This is a genomic window from Pedobacter sp., assembly GCF_031119335.1.
GTDB lineage: Bacteria > Bacteroidota > Bacteroidia > Sphingobacteriales > Sphingobacteriaceae > Pedobacter.
The window spans coordinates 107,085-123,743 of record NZ_JAVHXT010000001.1 but is presented as its reverse complement, the minus strand read 5'-3'; the positions used below and the strand labels follow the sequence as shown (position 1 = coordinate 123,743).

18 protein-coding genes and 1 riboswitch are annotated in these 16,659 nt (G+C 37.7%); of the genes, 9 read left to right on the top strand and 9 right to left on the bottom strand.

Features of this window, described 5'->3' with window-relative positions; all coding sequences use genetic code 11:
• The first annotated feature begins 260 nt into the window (after positions 1-260).
• From REI64_RS00540 to REI64_RS00525, 4 genes are all read left to right on the top strand, one after another.
• Entirely contained in the window at positions 261-1,556 is a 1,296-nt protein-coding gene (locus tag REI64_RS00540) for a DUF2268 domain-containing putative Zn-dependent protease (RefSeq protein WP_308848125.1), read from the top strand.
• A gap of 11 nt (positions 1,557-1,567) precedes the next feature.
• Positions 1,568-2,098, top strand: a complete 531-nt coding sequence (locus REI64_RS00535; RefSeq protein ID WP_308848124.1) for a PH domain-containing protein — start codon at positions 1,568-1,570, stop codon at positions 2,096-2,098.
• A 3-nt stretch (positions 2,099-2,101) separates the two neighbouring features.
• The gene (locus REI64_RS00530; RefSeq protein WP_308848123.1) at positions 2,102-3,613 is read left to right on the top strand and encodes a PH domain-containing protein; all 1,512 of its coding nucleotides are present in this window, start codon (positions 2,102-2,104) and stop codon (positions 3,611-3,613) included.
• Between the two features lie 69 nt (positions 3,614-3,682).
• The gene (locus tag REI64_RS00525) at positions 3,683-4,096 is read left to right on the top strand and encodes an SRPBCC family protein (RefSeq protein WP_308848122.1); all 414 of its coding nucleotides are present in this window, start codon (positions 3,683-3,685) and stop codon (positions 4,094-4,096) included.
• Between the two features lie 265 nt (positions 4,097-4,361).
• Here REI64_RS00525 and REI64_RS00520 read toward each other — a convergent pair whose 3' ends face one another.
• The 8 genes from REI64_RS00520 to REI64_RS00485 all read right to left on the bottom strand — a co-directional run bounded on the left by REI64_RS00520 (position 4,362) and on the right by REI64_RS00485 (position 10,395).
• Positions 4,362-5,066, bottom strand: coding sequence for a lycopene cyclase domain-containing protein (locus REI64_RS00520; RefSeq protein WP_308848121.1), 705 nt, complete (start codon positions 5,064-5,066; stop codon positions 4,362-4,364).
• The gene (locus REI64_RS00515; protein ID WP_308848120.1) at positions 5,063-5,545 is read right to left on the bottom strand and encodes a sterol desaturase family protein; all 483 of its coding nucleotides are present in this window, start codon (positions 5,543-5,545) and stop codon (positions 5,063-5,065) included. Before REI64_RS00515 ends, REI64_RS00520 begins: the two co-directional genes overlap by 4 nt.
• Before the next feature lie 2 nt (positions 5,546-5,547).
• Positions 5,548-6,012 carry an SRPBCC family protein gene (locus tag REI64_RS00510; protein ID WP_308848119.1) on the bottom strand — a complete coding sequence of 155 codons (465 nt, stop codon included), beginning with the start codon at positions 6,010-6,012 and terminating at the stop codon, positions 5,548-5,550.
• Positions 6,013-6,016: 4 nt separating this feature from the next.
• Positions 6,017-6,544 carry an isopentenyl-diphosphate Delta-isomerase gene (gene idi / locus REI64_RS00505; protein ID WP_308848118.1) on the bottom strand — a complete coding sequence of 176 codons (528 nt, stop codon included), beginning with the start codon at positions 6,542-6,544 and terminating at the stop codon, positions 6,017-6,019.
• The gene (locus REI64_RS00500) at positions 6,541-6,963 is read right to left on the bottom strand and encodes a hypothetical protein (RefSeq protein WP_308848117.1); all 423 of its coding nucleotides are present in this window, start codon (positions 6,961-6,963) and stop codon (positions 6,541-6,543) included. Before REI64_RS00500 ends, idi begins: the two co-directional genes overlap by 4 nt.
• 70 nt (positions 6,964-7,033) lie before the next feature.
• A complete protein-coding gene (locus REI64_RS00495) occupies positions 7,034-7,888 on the bottom strand; it encodes a phytoene/squalene synthase family protein (RefSeq protein WP_308848116.1) in 855 nt (284 codons plus the stop codon).
• Between the two features lie 5 nt (positions 7,889-7,893).
• Positions 7,894-9,378, bottom strand: coding sequence for a phytoene desaturase family protein (locus REI64_RS00490; RefSeq protein ID WP_308848115.1), 1,485 nt, complete (start codon positions 9,376-9,378; stop codon positions 7,894-7,896).
• Between the two features lie 135 nt (positions 9,379-9,513).
• Positions 9,514-10,395, bottom strand: a complete 882-nt coding sequence (locus REI64_RS00485) for a MerR family transcriptional regulator (RefSeq protein ID WP_308848114.1) — start codon at positions 10,393-10,395, stop codon at positions 9,514-9,516.
• A gap of 279 nt (positions 10,396-10,674) precedes the next feature.
• Here REI64_RS00485 and REI64_RS00480 point away from each other — a divergent pair, with 279 nt between their 5' ends.
• Together REI64_RS00480 and REI64_RS00475 are read left to right on the top strand one after the other, a co-directional pair.
• The gene (locus REI64_RS00480) at positions 10,675-11,574 is read left to right on the top strand and encodes a WD40 repeat domain-containing protein (protein ID WP_308848113.1); all 900 of its coding nucleotides are present in this window, start codon (positions 10,675-10,677) and stop codon (positions 11,572-11,574) included.
• Between the two features lie 286 nt (positions 11,575-11,860).
• Entirely contained in the window at positions 11,861-12,073 is a 213-nt protein-coding gene (locus tag REI64_RS00475; RefSeq protein WP_308848112.1) for a DUF3820 family protein, read from the top strand.
• Between the two features lie 44 nt (positions 12,074-12,117).
• Here REI64_RS00475 and REI64_RS00470 read toward each other — a convergent pair whose 3' ends face one another.
• Positions 12,118-14,517 (bottom strand): TonB-dependent receptor, encoded by a 2,400-nt coding sequence (locus tag REI64_RS00470; protein ID WP_308848111.1) that lies wholly within the window; start codon positions 14,515-14,517, stop codon positions 12,118-12,120.
• A 56-nt stretch (positions 14,518-14,573) separates the two neighbouring features.
• A riboswitch (TPP riboswitch) is annotated at positions 14,574-14,759 on the bottom strand.
• Positions 14,760-15,129: 370 nt separating this feature from the next.
• Here REI64_RS00470 and REI64_RS00465 point away from each other — a divergent pair.
• From REI64_RS00465 to REI64_RS00455, 3 genes are read left to right on the top strand one after another with little or no spacing between them, the layout of a single operon-like run.
• Positions 15,130-15,708 (top strand): DUF1572 domain-containing protein, encoded by a 579-nt coding sequence (locus REI64_RS00465; RefSeq protein ID WP_308848110.1) that lies wholly within the window; start codon positions 15,130-15,132, stop codon positions 15,706-15,708.
• Complete coding sequence (locus REI64_RS00460; protein ID WP_308848109.1) at positions 15,705-16,094, top strand: DUF1801 domain-containing protein; 390 nt, start codon at positions 15,705-15,707, stop codon at positions 16,092-16,094. Before REI64_RS00465 ends, REI64_RS00460 begins: the two co-directional genes overlap by 4 nt.
• A gap of 8 nt (positions 16,095-16,102) precedes the next feature.
• Positions 16,103-16,648 (top strand): DUF2867 domain-containing protein, encoded by a 546-nt coding sequence (locus REI64_RS00455; protein WP_308848108.1) that lies wholly within the window; start codon positions 16,103-16,105, stop codon positions 16,646-16,648.
• The last annotated feature ends 11 nt before the right edge of the window (positions 16,649-16,659 follow it).

Sequence of the window (16,659 nt, the reverse complement as noted above, 5' to 3'; positions counted from 1 at the left end):
ACATGGTCAGAGCTCGCTCCGAGCATCGGAGGTGACGACAAGTTGGCACTCCGTGTCATCGTATGTGAACCATATGTAGGTTCTAAGCGTATCGTCATTGCGAACTGAAGCGCAAGGATTTTGTAGGGAGTGAAGCAATCTTTTTAGTTATTGATAAGACTAAGAAAGATTGCTTCGTCGTTCCTTCTCGCAATGACGGACATTTGTTTCAATTTACCTTTTTCTAGGATATTGAAAGCCTTCTTCATAGATTTACTTCCATGAAGAAGGCTTTTATTTTAACACTCGTGTTGCTGGCAAATGTCGCTTTTGCACAAAAAAACAATATCATCACTACCGACATTAAACACTTTTGGGAAGCTTACGACCAAATTAAAGCGACAAAAGATAGCACCACGCAACTTTCAATCATTCAAAATTCATATATCAACAAAGGTACTCCAGGTTTAAAAGCATTGATGGAGGTTAGAAATTATACACCTCAAGGCTTTGTAAATGCCATCAATCGTTATCCAAATTATTGGTCGTCGGTTAGAGCAAATACCTTAAAAGTTGGCGATTATGCTCAGAAAATAGAAATAGCAGTAGCATCACTTAACAAATTGTACCCACTTAAACCGGCTAAAATCTATTTCAGTATTGGCGCTTTAAGAACTGGCGGAACCACGTTGGCAGACAAAGTTTTAATTGGTGCAGAAATTTCGATGGCTGATGACAAAACTAACACCGATGAACTTCAAAAAGACTTTCCTCACTTGGTAAGCTTCTTTAAAACACGTCCAATAGACGGATTGATTTTCACTAATGTGCATGAGTATGTTCATACCCAACAAAAAACTACCATTGGCAATACACTTTTAACACAGGTAGTTTTAGAAGGTGTGGCAGAATTATTGGCAGAAAAAGCGATGAAAGTATCTTCTCCTAACCCGCAAATGGCTTTTGGAAAAGCGAATGATGCAAAAATTAAAACTGCCTTTGAAAAAGAAATGTTTTCAAGTTCTGTAGCAAACTGGCTGTATAATAGTCCTAACAATCAATTTAAAATGCGTGATTTAGGTTATTACGTTGGTTATGCGATTTGTGAAAAATTCTACAATCTTGCAAAAGATAAAAAAGCGGCAATTAAAGAAATGATAGAGTTAGATTACAACAAGGAAGAAGATTTGATAGCCTTTGTAGAAAAATCAAAGTATTTCGAGAAACCTCTGTTGGTCTATAAAGAAGCTTTTGAAAAATCTAGGCCAGAAGTAATTGGCATTAAAGAATTTGAAAATAACAGTCAGAATGTTAATACAAGCACAAAAACGGTAACCTTGTTTTTCTCGCAACCAATGAACATCAATTTTAGAGGTTTTGATTACGGTCCAACTGGAGAAAAAAATGTATTGATGGTGCAACGAGTAATTGGTTTTTCGGAAGATAAAAAGTCTTTCAGTTATGAAATAAAACTTGAGCCTAACAGACATTACCAAAGTGTGGTAACAGAAAGATTTAGGAATGAAGACGGCATCCCATTAAAAGCATTTTTGATTAACTTTAAAACCGCAGAATAATACAAATAAACATGCAAGATTTCACTAACGAAACAATAAATCTAGACGCACTTCCAAAATACGAAGAAACAATTCTAACTGCTCCAGCTCCAAAATACTGGCAAATTATCGTCATCAATTTGGCTATTTTTCTTTTTATTATTGGCGCTGCTTTGACTGCTTTTGTTTTCTTCAACGAAGAATTTCATGCTAACTGGTTTGTCTTTGCTGGAATTTTCTTGGTTTTTGCAGCCTTCCTATTTTTCTTATTTAGAGCAAGTTTTAAACGCAGAGGTTTCGCTTTGCGAGAAAAAGATATACTGTACAAAAGTGGCGTTATTGCAGAAACAACCATCATTGTGCCATTAAACCGCATACAACATGTCTCTTTAAGCGAAGGTGTTTTGTCGAGGATGTTTGCTTTAGGCACACTTCAAATTTATACTGCTGGTGGTTCAAGTGGCGAAATAAGAATTGCAGGAATTCCAATTGAGCAGGCCAAAGCATTAAAGGAAGCCTTGGTGCAACGTCTAGTTGTTAATTCAGAAACAGAAAGCGAATAAACAATGGTAGATTTTAGCGAACCACAACGACAATCTGCGGCTGGTATAATCATCAATGGTGCTTATATCGTTCAGCGATTTGTACGAGCCATGTTTATCCCTTTGGCATTGTTCATCTTCAAATCGAACAAAGTAGCTTTGCTTTATACCGCATTTGGATTAGCAGCTATATTGATTATCTCCCTTATTTACGGCTATTTTTATTACCGAAAATTCACCTTTTACCTTGACACCTTAAAACGCGAATTCGTAATCGACAAAGGAGTTTTCGGCAGAAAGAATTTAACCATCCCAGTAGAAAAAATACAACAAGTAAATATCAATCAAGGCTTTTTACAGAAACTGATTGGCGTTTACAGTTTACAAATAGATACTGCAGGTTCTGACAGTAAGGAGGTAAATATTAGCGCTATTAGTGGTCCAATCGCTTTTGCTTTGAAGGAGCATTTGTTAAACGGCGAGAAGGAAACTGTTTCAATGGAAAATGGCGAAGAATTGGTAACGCCGCAAAACTTGCAAAAGGAAACGCCATTTATCAAAATCAGCGCTGCCACTTTACTAAAAATTGGCTTGACTAGCAATTATGGGCAAAGTATTGTGCTGTTACTAGGTTTCGGCTATGCTGTTTTTCATAACATCAAAGAAGTACTTAAAGCTTTTGATAATGACCACGGACAGGTAGAACAGTTCTTTAAAAGTGGCGTCACCATTATTTCGGTTGGTGTATTACTGGCAGCGATTATTTTTATTCTGCTTGCCACTAACGTGATACGAACGTTTGTGAAATACTTCGATTTTCAGATGAGCAAACATCAAAAGTCGTTGCTAATTTCATCGGGACTTCTGGCGAAGAAAAACACACTTTTACATCCAAATAAGGTGCAGATTACCGAGTACAGTCAAAATTATTTCCAGAAGAAAATCGGTTTGTTTAACATGGCGTTAAAGCAAGCTCATTCCGGTCAACAACAATCTGAAAAGGAAGTAAGAACCAACAACATGGAAGTTCCAGGTTGTAGCCCAGCCGAAAAAGACGAAGTTTTAAAGATGATTTTGAGCAAGTTGCCGGAAGATGGCACTCGTTACAAACCTAATTTCCGGTTTATGAACCTGCCTATCATTTTCAGCGTCATATTACCTTTAGCTGGATATCTTATTTTCTATCAAGTTATACCAGAAGTAAGAGCATTTTATCCATTGGCCATTCTTTATGTTTTAGTGGCTTCGCTGATGACTTACATTTCGTACACTAAACATCGCATTACAGTTTCAGAAGATTTTATCATTAAACAAAGTGGAATTTGGGACATTTCGCAAGAAATTATCGAACCGCATAAAATTCAATCGATTAGTACTTCGCAGTTTCCTTGGCATAAATCATTAGATATTGGCCATGTGACTTTACACACAGCAGCTGGAAGCATTGCGTTTAGCTATGGAAACTATACCGAGATTAAAACACTTGTAAATTGGTGGCTTTATCAGGTAGAAAGTGGGCAGAAGGATTGGATGTAGAAGCGAGGAATAACCAATAATCAAAATTCGTACGGGCGAAATATATTTCGCCCCAACAAACAAGACCCTATGGAAAATATCACAATTAAAACAACTATTAACGCTCCTATCGAAAAGGTATGGAAATACTTTACGGAGCCAGATTTTATTAAGCAATGGAACAATGCCTCACCAGATTGGCATACACCAGTAGCTTCTAACGATTTAACCGTGGGCGGAAAATTCTCGTACACCATGGCAGCAAAAGACGGCAGTTTCAGCTTCGATTTTGAAGGCATTTATGACGATATTCAAGAGAACAAATACATTAGCTATACCATCGCCGATGGCAGAAAAGTAGAAGTAATTTTTGGAGCTAATGGCGATAACGTAGAAGTTACAGAAACGTTTGAACCCGAAGGACAAAATCCTTTAGAAATGCAACGTGGCGGTTGGCAAGCTATTTTGGATAATTTCAAAGCGTTGGTAGAAAGCGGAAACTAAACACTTTCTCGCCATTTCGATGAGTGCAACGAAGAGAAACGAAGTCGAGAAATCTTTAAACTTGCAAAACAGCATCAAAGATTTCACTTGCTGTTCCGGATTTGCAATCCGGAACTATTAAACTGCGGATTTAAAATCCGCGGCTAATTAAGTCGAGATTGCAAACCGAGCAAAGTGAGTTCATAAAATAATCTCGACTAGCGGTTCTTACAAAGCTAACTCTGTTACCGAATTACTAAACCTTTACAGCAATGATGACAGCGTATTAAACTCCCCTACTATATTTTAACTTGGTTAGTAAAAACTCGTACAGCAGCAAGTTGAAGCCAATCAATCCCATTCCATAAAAAACATCTTCAAAAGGAATGGTTCTGATACGAATACCAATAATCTCTTCCGGGTTATACCAAACAATCGGTGCATCAATACCAGTACCGGTGAGTATTCCATTTACAATTAAAAATGGGATAATCATGATGAGGTAAGTGAAATAAAACTGCCCCAACCACGTAGGTTTTCTTACGAAAGCCAAATAGGCTATCAACAATGCAAAAATACTGAAACTCACCAAAGGATACATTCGGTCGTAAAATATAGCCGCCAAAACAACACTTAGCAAAATGAGTAATACAGATATGATTTGAGTTTTATAGCTTCTTAAGCCCAATTCTTTAAAAACACCGAAACAATGGTAAGAAAATACACAAGAATAGGGAATGCATATAAAAAAAAGAACCTCTTCGATAGGCAGGTTAAATAAATAGATGCCCGTTAAATAATCTGGATTGAAGCCCCAAACACCTAAATCTGTAAACCACACATCCCATGCAATGTACAAAACCGCAATAATGATGTTGGCTGGCATAAAAGCTCTTAGATTTTTCCAAAACATCAGCTTCGGATGAAAGGATGCTACTAACGGTACTATAACCGTAAAAAAATCGATGAGAAGGTAAGTATATTGCTTCATGACCTTTGCTCCTGCATTTTTTGCTGACGATAAGCCTCTCGGAAATACTTAAATGGCACCCAAAGCATCCCAAAACACTCGCCATGATGTTTACCCAGATGTTTATGATGCATTTTATGCGCTCTCCTTATCGCTTTCAGATAGATATTATTGGTATTTCTAAACCACTTAAAGCGCTGGTGGATAAAAATATCGTGCACCATGAAATAACAGAAACCATAAAGTGTAATTCCGCCAGCTATAGACATCATAATTACATTGCCGTATATAGAACCAAAAAGAAACAGAATAATAGCAGGCGTAGCAAAAAGCACGAAAAAGAAATCATTCTTCTCAAAAACCTGCCCATCATCTTTCTTGTGATGGTCTTTATGTAAACTCCATAAAAAACCATGCATCAAATATTTATGTGCTAGCCATGCCACACATTCCATTACAATGAAAGTTCCTACTACGCAAGCTATAATTATCCAAATCATTGTTAATCTATTTTAAAAACTTCCAGAATTTTATCGGTTCTGTAGTCAAAAATCTGCTCCAACTTCTTCCGCACAATCAAGGTGTTCGCTAACCTACCCAACACTCCAAAAGGTACCGAATAAGTCACTTTATCTTTCATCAACACCTTCCCTGCTTTTTCCTCAAAAGTATGTTCATGATGCCAATAAGCGTAAGGACCTTTCAATTGTTCATCTACAAAGGAATAGGGAGCGTTTACCGAACTAATTTGGCTCTTCCATTTTAATGGCACACCAGCTAAAGGCCTAACTACATAATCGATAACCAAACCGTTATGGATATACTGAGGCAGATTTTTGGTAACTACCTTAAAATCCATTTCAGCAGGTGTAATTTTTGAAAGATTTGCTGGATTACTGAAGAAATCCCAAGCTTCTAACATGGTAATTGGTAAAATGGTTTCTCTGTATAGCACGTATTTCTTCATCCTCTTAAGCTACTTTAGCTAAAATTCCTTTATCAATTACCTCTGCCAATATAATTTTAAACCAAGGTGTATATTTCGAAGGATTTACCGCTACGTCTTGCTGTAAATCGTCAATTGAGACATATTCCCAAGCAGAAACTTCGTTTGCATCTGGTTTTGGTTTATCAGAAAACCTTCCGAAAAACACATGGTCAAACTCGTGTTCAAACAAGCCCTGTCCAACATCTGCTCTGTATACAAAACTGTAAACCCATTTGGTATCGCAAGCAATGCCCATCTCCTCTTGCAAACGTCTGTCTACTGCATCTTGCAAAGCTTCTCCCGCCCTCGGATGACTGCAACAGGCATTGGTCCACATACCGCCACAATGATATTTATCTACAGCACGCTGCTGCAATAGCACTTCGCCTTTATCATTCATTAAAAAAACAGAAAAAGCACGGTGCAGTTTTGCTTCGCGATGCGCCTGCATTTTCTCCATCAAGCCAATCTCCCTATCTTCCTTATCTACTAAAATTACTTCCTCTATCATTTGGCCAAGCCAGTTAATTGTTGTTTTTCTTCAAGTGTTAATTCTTGTTTTTTCATAAAAGATATAATGGTTTTCGCCAATTGTTCGTCTAATTTATCGCTATTCAATCCGCTTAGGATTTGTTTTTTATCTGCTTCGATGTTACTGTTATACCCCAATATAGAAGGAGCAGAAACTTGTGTCGCATATCTTAAAAACACCAACTCCACATTATTATTTTCTTTTTCTATGGCTTTGTTCAACATCTTTTTACCAGTGTTAAAGTAGTTGAGTTTGGTAATCGGATTAAAAACATGTTTCGCCATTATCATTTTTGTCGCTCCTTTATAACCAATAACGAAAGCACTTTGCTCCTGCTTTTCTAACGTCGCTAGCAGGTTTTGAGCCGTCTGTTTACTTTCTACCGATTTGGCATACATTGTTCTAATGTTTCGCTTTGAAATTTCGGTGGAGAGAAAAAAAAGTGTTGAAATAAATAATAGAATTGGTTTAGCCCACATTTGTTGACAATCTTTCTGGAGCCTGCGGCACAAAAAAGGTGTTTAACATAAGTAACGCCTTTTGGAAGTCAGGCACTCTAACCCTTTTTTCCATAATGTGCTTGGCAGGAATTTCCTGTATTTTCTTAAATAGTGATTTGTAATAAATATAGGCCAAATATACGCCCTTTTTAGCGCATCGCGGCAATTTTACAATCCCATTCAAAGCTTCATCAAATTCGGCTTTTATCTCCTGCTCTATCAAAGCTTTGTCTTCTTCAGTAAAACAATTAAAATCCATATTCGGAAAGTACATTCTACCCAACTCATAGTGGTCTGCTTTGATATCTCTTAGAAAATTAACCTTCTGAAATGCAGAGCCTAATTTCATGGCCGAATGGCGTAATTGATTATACTCATCGGCATTGCCATTACAAAAAACCTTTAAACACATTAAGCCGACTACTTCTGCCGAACCAAAAATATATTTATCGTACAGCTGTTTGGTAAAAACCTGTTTCTCCAAATCCATCTCCATACTATCTAAAAAAGCATCTATCAGTTCTTTATCAATTTGATATTGATGTACCGTTTGCTGAAAACTATTAATAATTGGGTTTAAACTGATTTTATTTATCAAAGCAGCCTCAGTTTCCGCCCGTAATTGCACCAATAAACCTTTTCTATCGTAATCATGAAACGAGTCTACCACCTCGTCTGCCAATCTCACAAACCCATAAATGGCAAAAATAGCCGGGCGAATGGCGGGTGATAGAAACTTTATGCCCAACGAAAATGAAGTACTATACTTTTGCGTAGTAATTTGGCTGCATTTGGCAGAAACTTGGTCGAACAGGGCCTTCATGACAATTATTTTTGATGCTTTAAAATGTAATCGGCTACCACTTGCCCAGATATAATAGCCGGAGGAACTCCAGGACCCGGAACAGTTAATTGGCCAGTATAATACATATTTTGTAGTTTTTTATTTTTGATAGACGGTTTTAAAATTGCCGTTTGCCCTAAAGTATTTGCCAATCCGTAGGCATTTCCCTTAAAGGCATTGTAATCTTTCACAAAATCTGTGTAGGCATAAGTAGTTTTGGTAATGATGTTTTCCTTGAATTTCTCTCCACAGAAATCTTCCAATCTGCCTATCAATTCATCAAAATAACGTTCACGCACCTCTTCTGTGTCTTTTAAACCTGGCGCAACAGGAATGAGTAGAAATAGATTTTCCATTCCTTCTGGCGCTACAGTTGCATCTGTTTTTGATGGGCAGCACACATAATACAAAGGATTTTCTGGCCAAGCTGGCTTTTCGTAGATGGCTTTTGCATGCTGCTCAAAATCGTTCTCAAAAAATAGGTTATGATGCAACAACCTTGGCAACTTCTTATTTACACCAACATAGTAAAGCAAGCAGGAAGGCGCCATTACACGTTTTTCCCAATAACTTTCAGAATAATTTCTAAAAGATTTCGGCAATAGATGTTGGTCTATGTGATGATAATCTCCAGCGCCGATAATAAAATCTGCTGCTATTCTTTCATTGTCAGTTACTACGAAATCAGCTTTTTTGTCCGAAACCTCAATTGCTTTAACAGCAGTACCAAGTTTAAACTCCACACCTTGCTCAATGGCCAAGGCATGCATCGCTTCTGCTAACTTTCCAAAACCTCCTATCGGGTACCAAGTACCCAATTTGATGTCTGCATAGTTCATCATACTATACAATGCTGGTATTTTCTTCGGTACAGCGCCCAGAAACAATACTGGAAACTCCAACAGCCTAAGCAACTTTGGAGAACTAAAATAACGTCGGATATGTTTAGCAAAAGATTGTAATAAATCTAGTTTAGCTGCAGCTTTAAGCACTTTAACACTCATAAACTCAGACAAACTCAAACCAGGTTTATGAACAAATTCGTTAATACCTACTTCATATTTATATTCAGCTTCTGCTAAAAAACTATCTAATCGAGATGCACTACCTTGCTCTATCTCTTCCATTGCATTTTGCAATTTTCCATAATCTGCAGGAACAGGGAACACATCATTTTTAGCATAAATGACCTGATAAGAAGGGTCTAGTCTTTTTAATTCGAAATAATCTTCTGTTGATTTTCCAAACTGACTGAAGAAATCCTCCATCACATCGGGCATCCAGTACCAGCTAGGTCCCATATCGAAGGTAAAGCCATTCTTTTTGAAAACCCTAGCTCTTCCCCCCGCTTGTTCATTCTTTTCTATAACCGTAACCTTATGGCCTTCGAAGGCCAAGGTAATAGCCGCACTTAGGCCAGCAAAGCCGGCACCTATCACTATAGTATGGGGAGGATTACTATTTATCATCTTCAACGTATACAACAAATATAAATTTATTTTGTTTAACTTTTTAATTAAAAAATTAAACAAAATAAAATGTTACAAATAGGCTTATAGATGATAATGTATTTTTTAACAAACAGCTATATAAACAAAATAGTTTTAAAACTCGGCAGCTAGTTTTTTAAGTGTTTCAAACAATTTGAAATTGGCGGGCAATTCTGGCTGAGCTTCATAGATACCCGCACTGGCAATATAGATTTTCTTTGTAATTGGCGCTACTTTAAATTTATTGATAAAAGTAGTGATATCCCCTATCGACATAGAGTTAGAAACACTGGTGACCAGCATATCTGGGTCGCTTATTTCCAGAATTTTCGGCAAATCTGTTAAAGGAACGGCTTGGCCCAAATAAATAGTTCTGTAACCTTTATTTTTAAGCAGGTAATTTAAGAACAACATACCTAGTTCGTGGAGCTCGCTTTCTGGCAAGAACATCAGTACCTTTTTTGCCTTTTCATTTGTTTTGGTGGTGGCATTATCTATGGCAGCAATTAACTTTTGCCTTACCATGTTACTAATAAAATGCTCTTGCGCCGGATTGATACTATCCACTTGCCACATAATTCCAATTCTGTTGAAGAACGGAAATATGATGCGATTGATAGTATCTTCAAAACCCAAACGAGCTACTGCTTTGTAGAACGCCTGATGAAACAAAGTCTCGTCCAAATCAATCATGCTTAGCATTAAGCCATCAAAAAGGTCATCATCTCCTGTTTTTACGAAGCTCAAATCTTTTACTTTCTCAGTAATCTCGTTCGAACTCATTTTGGCGATATGAGATATTTTAATGCCGTTTCGATTAAGCACATTTACATTTAGCAGTAATTTAAGGTGCTCGTTGCCATAATAACGGATATTAGTTTGTGTACGTAATGGATTGATAATTTGGTATCGTTTTTCCCACATCCGCAGCGTTGCCGCACGAATACCGGTAAGAACTTCGAGTTCTTTGATAGAATATTTAGCGACGATACCCATAGTCGTACGGCACTTTGTTTAAGTTATTAGAATACAAATTTAAACAAAAATTGTTTTCAGATAGATGATTTTCTAATTTCCAGATTACAAATAGTCTTTTTATGTTAACCACAAAGACACGAAGAACACAAAGTTCAATCATTTGACCTAGCACTAGTCGAATTTTAAAGTCAGATATCTTATACAAAATCAAGACAAGACAACCTTCAGAAAACACAAGCGGCTAAATGATGACAATTATAAAATCTAATGCATATTAATTATCATTATTTTTGTGATATGCTACAACACCTACACACTTTTACAGGACATCAGAACCCAGTTTATGCTTTAGTTAAATCTGATAAGGAAGGGATTTTCTTTACCGCTGGAAACGATAAAGGTGTGGTGGAGTGGTCGCTGAAAAAGATGGCATTTGTGATGGTGAAATTGCCCGTACAAAGTTCTGTGTACTATCTTCACAATCATAACAATCAATTGTTTATAGGCGAAAGAAGCGGAGCTTTCTCTGTTTTCGATTTTATTAAACAGGAAGTAGTTGCACGTGTAAATGCACATACCAAACCTATTTTCGGAATGGCAACTGTTGCCCATAAGAATGAATTATTAACCAGCAGCGAAGACGGCACAGTGGCTATTTGGTCCTTGGAAGATTTTTCGGAACTGTATCGCTTACCAATTTCTGCTGATACAGTAAGATGTATTGCGGTATCTCCTGATGAAAAGGAAATTGCATTTGGGTGCAAAGACGGTAGCATTTCCATTTACAGCGTGGACGACTACAGCCTAAAATACAAACTAACTGAACATACTTTGGGCGTTACTTCTTTAGCCTACCATCCAACAGGTAGGTATTTAATTTCTGGAAGCAGAGATGCTCAATTAAAAATTTGGGATTTACCTACCTACCAACTGAGCAAGAGTGTTCCTGCGCATATGTTTGGCATTTACGATATTGCATTTCACCCAACATTGCCTTATTTTGCTACGGCAAGTCAGGATAAGAGCATTAAACTTTGGGATTCAGAAAACTTCAAGCTTTATAAGATTTTAAGCATTGAAAAAATGGATATTGGCCACAGTCATTCTATCAACAAATTAGCATGGAGCCACGATGGAACTAAACTGATTTCTACTGGCGACGACAAGAAGGTAATGGTTTGGGAGTTGAGCAGTTAACGGTTTACAGTTGGCAGTTTTTAGTGGGCAGTGTAGGGCGCTTTCTAGGAAATTCGTGAATAGTTATTCGATTTTTGCGTTCTAAACCCGGTTGAAGTGGTAATACTTTTTGGAACGTCATTTCGAACGTAGAGAGAAATCTCAAAGTTAGCTGCTTCTATCGAACGGATTTCTCACATGCGTTCGAAATGACGGAATGAGAAAACAAAAAGATTATAACGAAAAACGGGACTGACTTTAATCGAAATACTGTAATTGCTTTTCAAAAAAGATATACCTTTAGCAAATGAACCCAGAACTACTGAAAGAGCTTGTTGTGATGCGAATGCCTTATGGCAAATATAAGGGCTGGGTGTTGTGCGATATACCAGAGCATTACCTGGTTTGGTATCAGAGCAAGGGGTTTCCGGCTGGAAAGTTGGGGATGTTGCTGGCTACGCTTTATGAAATTAAGCTAAATGGCTTAGAGTATTTGCTGCAGCCGTTGAAGAAGAGATAAAAAAACCTTACAGGTTTTAAAAACCTGCAAGGTTTAGCCGTAAGTTAAAACTTAAAGTTTAAACTCGCTAAGAAGTTACGTGTAGCTTGTGGATAGAAATACTCGTAACGACCGAAGTAACCATCTGAAAGGTAAGCACCAGCGCCGCCATTGGCTGCGTAACGCACATTAAAGATGTTATTTACCAAGAAGTTTAAACCAATATTTTTAATGCCTAAAGCTTTTACATTGTAGGTTAATCTTACATCATTAATAAAAAAAGCATCTAACACACGAACAACTTTGCCGTTCTCGTCTTTACCACCAGTATTATCTAAATTTTGCTCGCCTACATACTTGCTTACTAAAGCTATACCAGCGTTTTTATAAGTATAAGCAAACTCGTTAGAACCTACAAAACGTGGCGAATAAGCAATGTTGGTGTTACTGTAATCGAAGGTTAAAAATTCTCCAACTCTGTTTTCATCGTCATCGTTAACGTATTCGGTAAAGTTTTTAATCTTGCTTTGACTTAGGGTTGCTGTTGCTGTCCAAGAAAAGTTCTTTACAATTTGCCATTTAGCATCTAATTCTAAACCGATACGGTAACTATCTGGCACATTCTGACGGGTTTGTCCGCCTACTTCATTTAATTTACCAGTGTTAATTAACTGATTTTTGTACAACATAGCAAAACCGTTGGCGCCAACATTGAAGTCTTGTTGTTGTGTTCTGTAACCGAACTCGAAGTTGGTTAAACTTTCGTGCTTAGGGCGGGAACCAGTATTTGAGTCTCTAAAATCTCTCCTATTTGGTTCTTTATTACCTACGGCAACAGAAGCGTAAACATTACTTCTATCTGTTAAGTTATAAGTTAAACCAAATTTAGGATTGAAAAATTCTAACCTAGCGTTTTGTTGTGCGAAATTGCTAGCATCTAACCTTCCGTAAAAAGAATAAAATATGTTACGGTACTGCAAATCGGCATAAACATTCAGTTTATCTAGCTGATAATTGACCCTTCCAAAAATATTGAAATCGCTTTTGAAAGCGTCGTTATCATCGTAACGGTGACGCATTGAAGCCGCACCATTGTAATTAGCAAATTGCGCCCAAACTACCTCATCAAAGTGTTTGCCTTCGTAACGGTTGTAAGCACCACCTAAAGTGAAGTTTAAATTACTTGCCGGTGTGTAAGCCAAAGAATAGGTTGTGCCGTAAAAATCGTTATCTAACCATAAACGACGCACCAAATCAGAACGAGTAATACTTGTACCACCAATAACTACTGGGTCAATTCTATAATCTGAAAGCTTTCTATCTTCCTTAAATTCTTCGTAATAACCTCTGCCGTAAGTATAATGCAAAGCGGCATTGGCTACTAAATCTTTGGTAATATTACGGGTATAAAATAACTGATAATGGTCTTGCTGGTAATTATCGGTCTGGTTATCGTAGGTAAAATCATTGTGTCTACGGTTTGTTTCCATCATCTCTCTACTGATACCGTTCCAAGCTTGATAGGTTTTTTCTGTACCACTAAAAACATTTAAACGTAAAATGTCCTTTTTACCATAGTAAGCTCCAGTAACGAAAAACGATTTCAGATCTGAAGATGCTCTTTCTACATAACCATCAGACTTGATACGCGACAAACGGGCATCGAAACTGAATTTGTTGTTGATCAGTCCCGTTCCTGCACTTACCGTGTTTCTCCAAGTATCAAAAGAGCCGTAGGTATTGTTCAATTCGGCATAGGCCGAGTCTCTTCTGGTAGTAGTTTGGATGTTTAAACTCGCTCCAAAAGCACCAGCTCCATTGGTTGATGTACCTACCCCACGTTGAATTTGAATGTTATCTACCGACGAGGCCAAATCTGGGAGATTGATAAAGAAACTACCCTGACTTTCAGCATCATTTAGCGGAATACCGTTTAAAGTCACGTTGATACGCGTGGCATCGCTGCCTCTAATACGGATACCAGTATAACCAATACCTGCACCAGCATCGGAAGTTACCACTACAGATGGGGTTTGGTTAAGCAGGTAAGGTAAATCTTGCCCTTGGTTGGTTTTGTCCAAATCGGCCTTGCTTAAATTTTTGTAGGTAAAAGCGGCGTTTTTGGCAACCCTTGTGGCACTTACCACCACTTCATCGGCCACGAAAGATAGTTGTTGCAAGCTGAAATCTGCCGTGACATCGGCATTAACGGTTACTTTTTTCTCTTGTGTGGCATAACCTAGGTAGCTTACCACCACTGTGTAACTGCCTGCTGGCAAATTACTAAATTCGTAAACACCGTTAGCGTTAGTTCCTGCGGCAAATCCCTGAGGTTTTAATTTAACACTTGCACCAGAAAGTACTTTTCCGTCAGCTTCGTTTACTTTTCCCGAAATTTTGAACTGTGCCAACGCCACGAACGGACACAGCAATGCAGCTAATACTGCAAATCTTAATTTTTTCAACTTATTGTTGTTTTTTAGTTAAACCCATCGGTTGTAGGGGTTACGCCCGACATTAGTTAAACTTCATAAACCATCCCTACGCCAGCATTACCTGGATCAGGTGCATTCAAGGTTTAAGGGCTTAGGCAAGGGCTTAGGGTTTTAAACCTTTCAACTTTTACCTTTTACTTTCACCTCAAAATGGGTATGATCTCAGCCTTTATTTGTGTTTCTTACAAAACAAGGCACCCCTTATCGATGCTGCAAAGGTATTATTCTTTTTCGAAAAGCAAAGTTTATCTAATAAAAAGGTTTAAACCATTAAGAAATGAAGGTACACTAAGGCAACAACTTAATTATCCTTAACTCCTTAATGTTTAATTCTATTTGAAAAGCAAAACCTGTAGTTCTTTTGAACCGAAAGCCCTGCTATTCGCTTCTCCCGATGAAAAATCGGGATCCGCTGCTATCAGGTTTAGAAAACAAAAGACATTTCTTAAAACTTCGCGACCTTAGCGTTACTCTTTATTTCTTTGCGGTAAAAATTAAACGCAAAGTTTTAGAAGTATCCGCCAAGTGACGCAAAGAGAGAATTGTAAATAATCCCTATCTTTAAATAACAAAACAACGAAAATGAACAACGATTACCTCGATAGCGTTAAAAAACAATTTCAGTACTACAAAATGCTTGGCGATAAAACCTTCGCCCAACTCAATAATGATGCATTTTTCTGGCAATATAACGAAGACAGCAACAGCATTGCCATGATTGTAAACCACCTCTCGGGCAATATGCTTTCACGTTTTACCGACTTTCTCACTACCGATGGCGAGAAGGAATGGCGAAACAGGGATCTAGAATTTGAACCACAACTTAAGACTAAAGCAGCTGTAATTGAAAAATGGGAACAAGGTTGGACTTGTCTGTTCGAGGCCATCAACCCGCTAACAGCGAATGATTTGGACAGAATTATCTATATCCGCAATCAAGGGCATACCGTTACCGAAGCTATTAATCGCCAATTGGCACATTACCCCTATCACATTGGGCAAATTGTGATGCTTGGTAAGATGCTTGCTGAAAATGGTTGGCAATCGTTATCTATACCCAAAGGGCGATCACAAGTTTACAACGCTGATAAATTTGCAAAACCACAGCAGAAAGCTCATTTTACAGATGAGTTTCTTGATAAATCAAAATACAACGCATGAACCCAGAAGTACAAGATTACAACAACAAACAAACAGCAGCAGACAAAGCAATTTGCGACCTATTAGCCAAAACCATCGATGAAAATCTTGCAGAAGCAGAAAACAAAATCTGGCATGCGCATCCGGTTTGGTTTTTAGATGGAAATCCAGTTGCCGGCTACAGTAAATTAAAAGACAGTGTACGTTTACTTTTTTGGAGCGGACAATCGTTTGAAGAAGCTGGTTTAACAAACGAAGACAAATTTAAAGCTGCCGAAGCTCGCTACAACTCCGTAGATGAAGTGAACGTTGAGGATTTAAAACGTTGGCTAGCAAAAGCAAGAGATATCCAATGGGATTATAAAAACATAGTGAAGCGAAAAGGTAGACTAGAAAGGTTAAAGTAACTCACCTAATGAGCATAAAGAAATCTAACTTACCTCTAACTTCCATGCTCGCTAACAGCAGCTACGATTATGTTGACAGCTTTGAAGGTAGCTTTATTGATAAAAATGAGAACATTGATGCTGCCAAAGTAGGTAAAGCCTTTTTTAGCAGTGGCCCAAAATGGATTGAAAAACTATTTTCTTTTAGAAACGCCATAGTAAAACGCTTAGGTTTAAAAACTCCTGAAAACATTTTAGATAGGCAAAAGCAGTTAGTAGCATTTAAATGTGAAGTTGGTGAACGCCTAGGTTTGTTTCAAGTCTACCACCGCGATGAAAACGAAGTAATTATTGGAGAAGATGATAAACATTTGGATTTTAGGGTATCGCTTTATCTTCAACCGAATGGAAACAATGGCCACGAAAAAACGCTCACCCTTAGTACTGTAGTTAAGTTTCACAGTTGGTTAGGGCGTTTATACTTTTTCCCGGTTAAGCCTTTTCACAAGCTAATTGTGCCTACAATGCTGAAAAGCATCATCAATAACTTAAAAGCAACTCCAAATCACCAATAACCTATATACAA

Coding starts and splice junctions, on each gene's coding strand:
- REI64_RS00540 (WP_308848125.1), top strand. CDS start 261: ATGAAGAAGGCTTTTATTTTAACACTCGTGTTGCTGGCAAATGTCGCT.
- REI64_RS00535 (WP_308848124.1), top strand. CDS start 1,568: ATGCAAGATTTCACTAACGAAACAATAAATCTAGACGCACTTCCAAAA.
- REI64_RS00530 (WP_308848123.1), top strand. CDS start 2,102: ATGGTAGATTTTAGCGAACCACAACGACAATCTGCGGCTGGTATAATC.
- REI64_RS00525 (WP_308848122.1), top strand. CDS start 3,683: ATGGAAAATATCACAATTAAAACAACTATTAACGCTCCTATCGAAAAG.
- REI64_RS00520 (WP_308848121.1), bottom strand. CDS start 5,066: ATGAAGCAATATACTTACCTTCTCATCGATTTTTTTACGGTTATAGTA.
- REI64_RS00515 (WP_308848120.1), bottom strand. CDS start 5,545: ATGATTTGGATAATTATAGCTTGCGTAGTAGGAACTTTCATTGTAATG.
- REI64_RS00510 (WP_308848119.1), bottom strand. CDS start 6,012: ATGAAGAAATACGTGCTATACAGAGAAACCATTTTACCAATTACCATG.
- idi (WP_308848118.1), bottom strand. CDS start 6,544: ATGATAGAGGAAGTAATTTTAGTAGATAAGGAAGATAGGGAGATTGGC.
- REI64_RS00500 (WP_308848117.1), bottom strand. CDS start 6,963: ATGTATGCCAAATCGGTAGAAAGTAAACAGACGGCTCAAAACCTGCTA.
- REI64_RS00495 (WP_308848116.1), bottom strand. CDS start 7,888: ATGAAGGCCCTGTTCGACCAAGTTTCTGCCAAATGCAGCCAAATTACT.
- REI64_RS00490 (WP_308848115.1), bottom strand. CDS start 9,378: ATGATAAATAGTAATCCTCCCCATACTATAGTGATAGGTGCCGGCTTT.
- REI64_RS00485 (WP_308848114.1), bottom strand. CDS start 10,395: ATGGGTATCGTCGCTAAATATTCTATCAAAGAACTCGAAGTTCTTACC.
- REI64_RS00480 (WP_308848113.1), top strand. CDS start 10,675: ATGCTACAACACCTACACACTTTTACAGGACATCAGAACCCAGTTTAT.
- REI64_RS00475 (WP_308848112.1), top strand. CDS start 11,861: ATGAACCCAGAACTACTGAAAGAGCTTGTTGTGATGCGAATGCCTTAT.
- REI64_RS00465 (WP_308848110.1), top strand. CDS start 15,130: ATGAACAACGATTACCTCGATAGCGTTAAAAAACAATTTCAGTACTAC.
- REI64_RS00460 (WP_308848109.1), top strand. CDS start 15,705: ATGAACCCAGAAGTACAAGATTACAACAACAAACAAACAGCAGCAGAC.
- REI64_RS00455 (WP_308848108.1), top strand. CDS start 16,103: ATGAGCATAAAGAAATCTAACTTACCTCTAACTTCCATGCTCGCTAAC.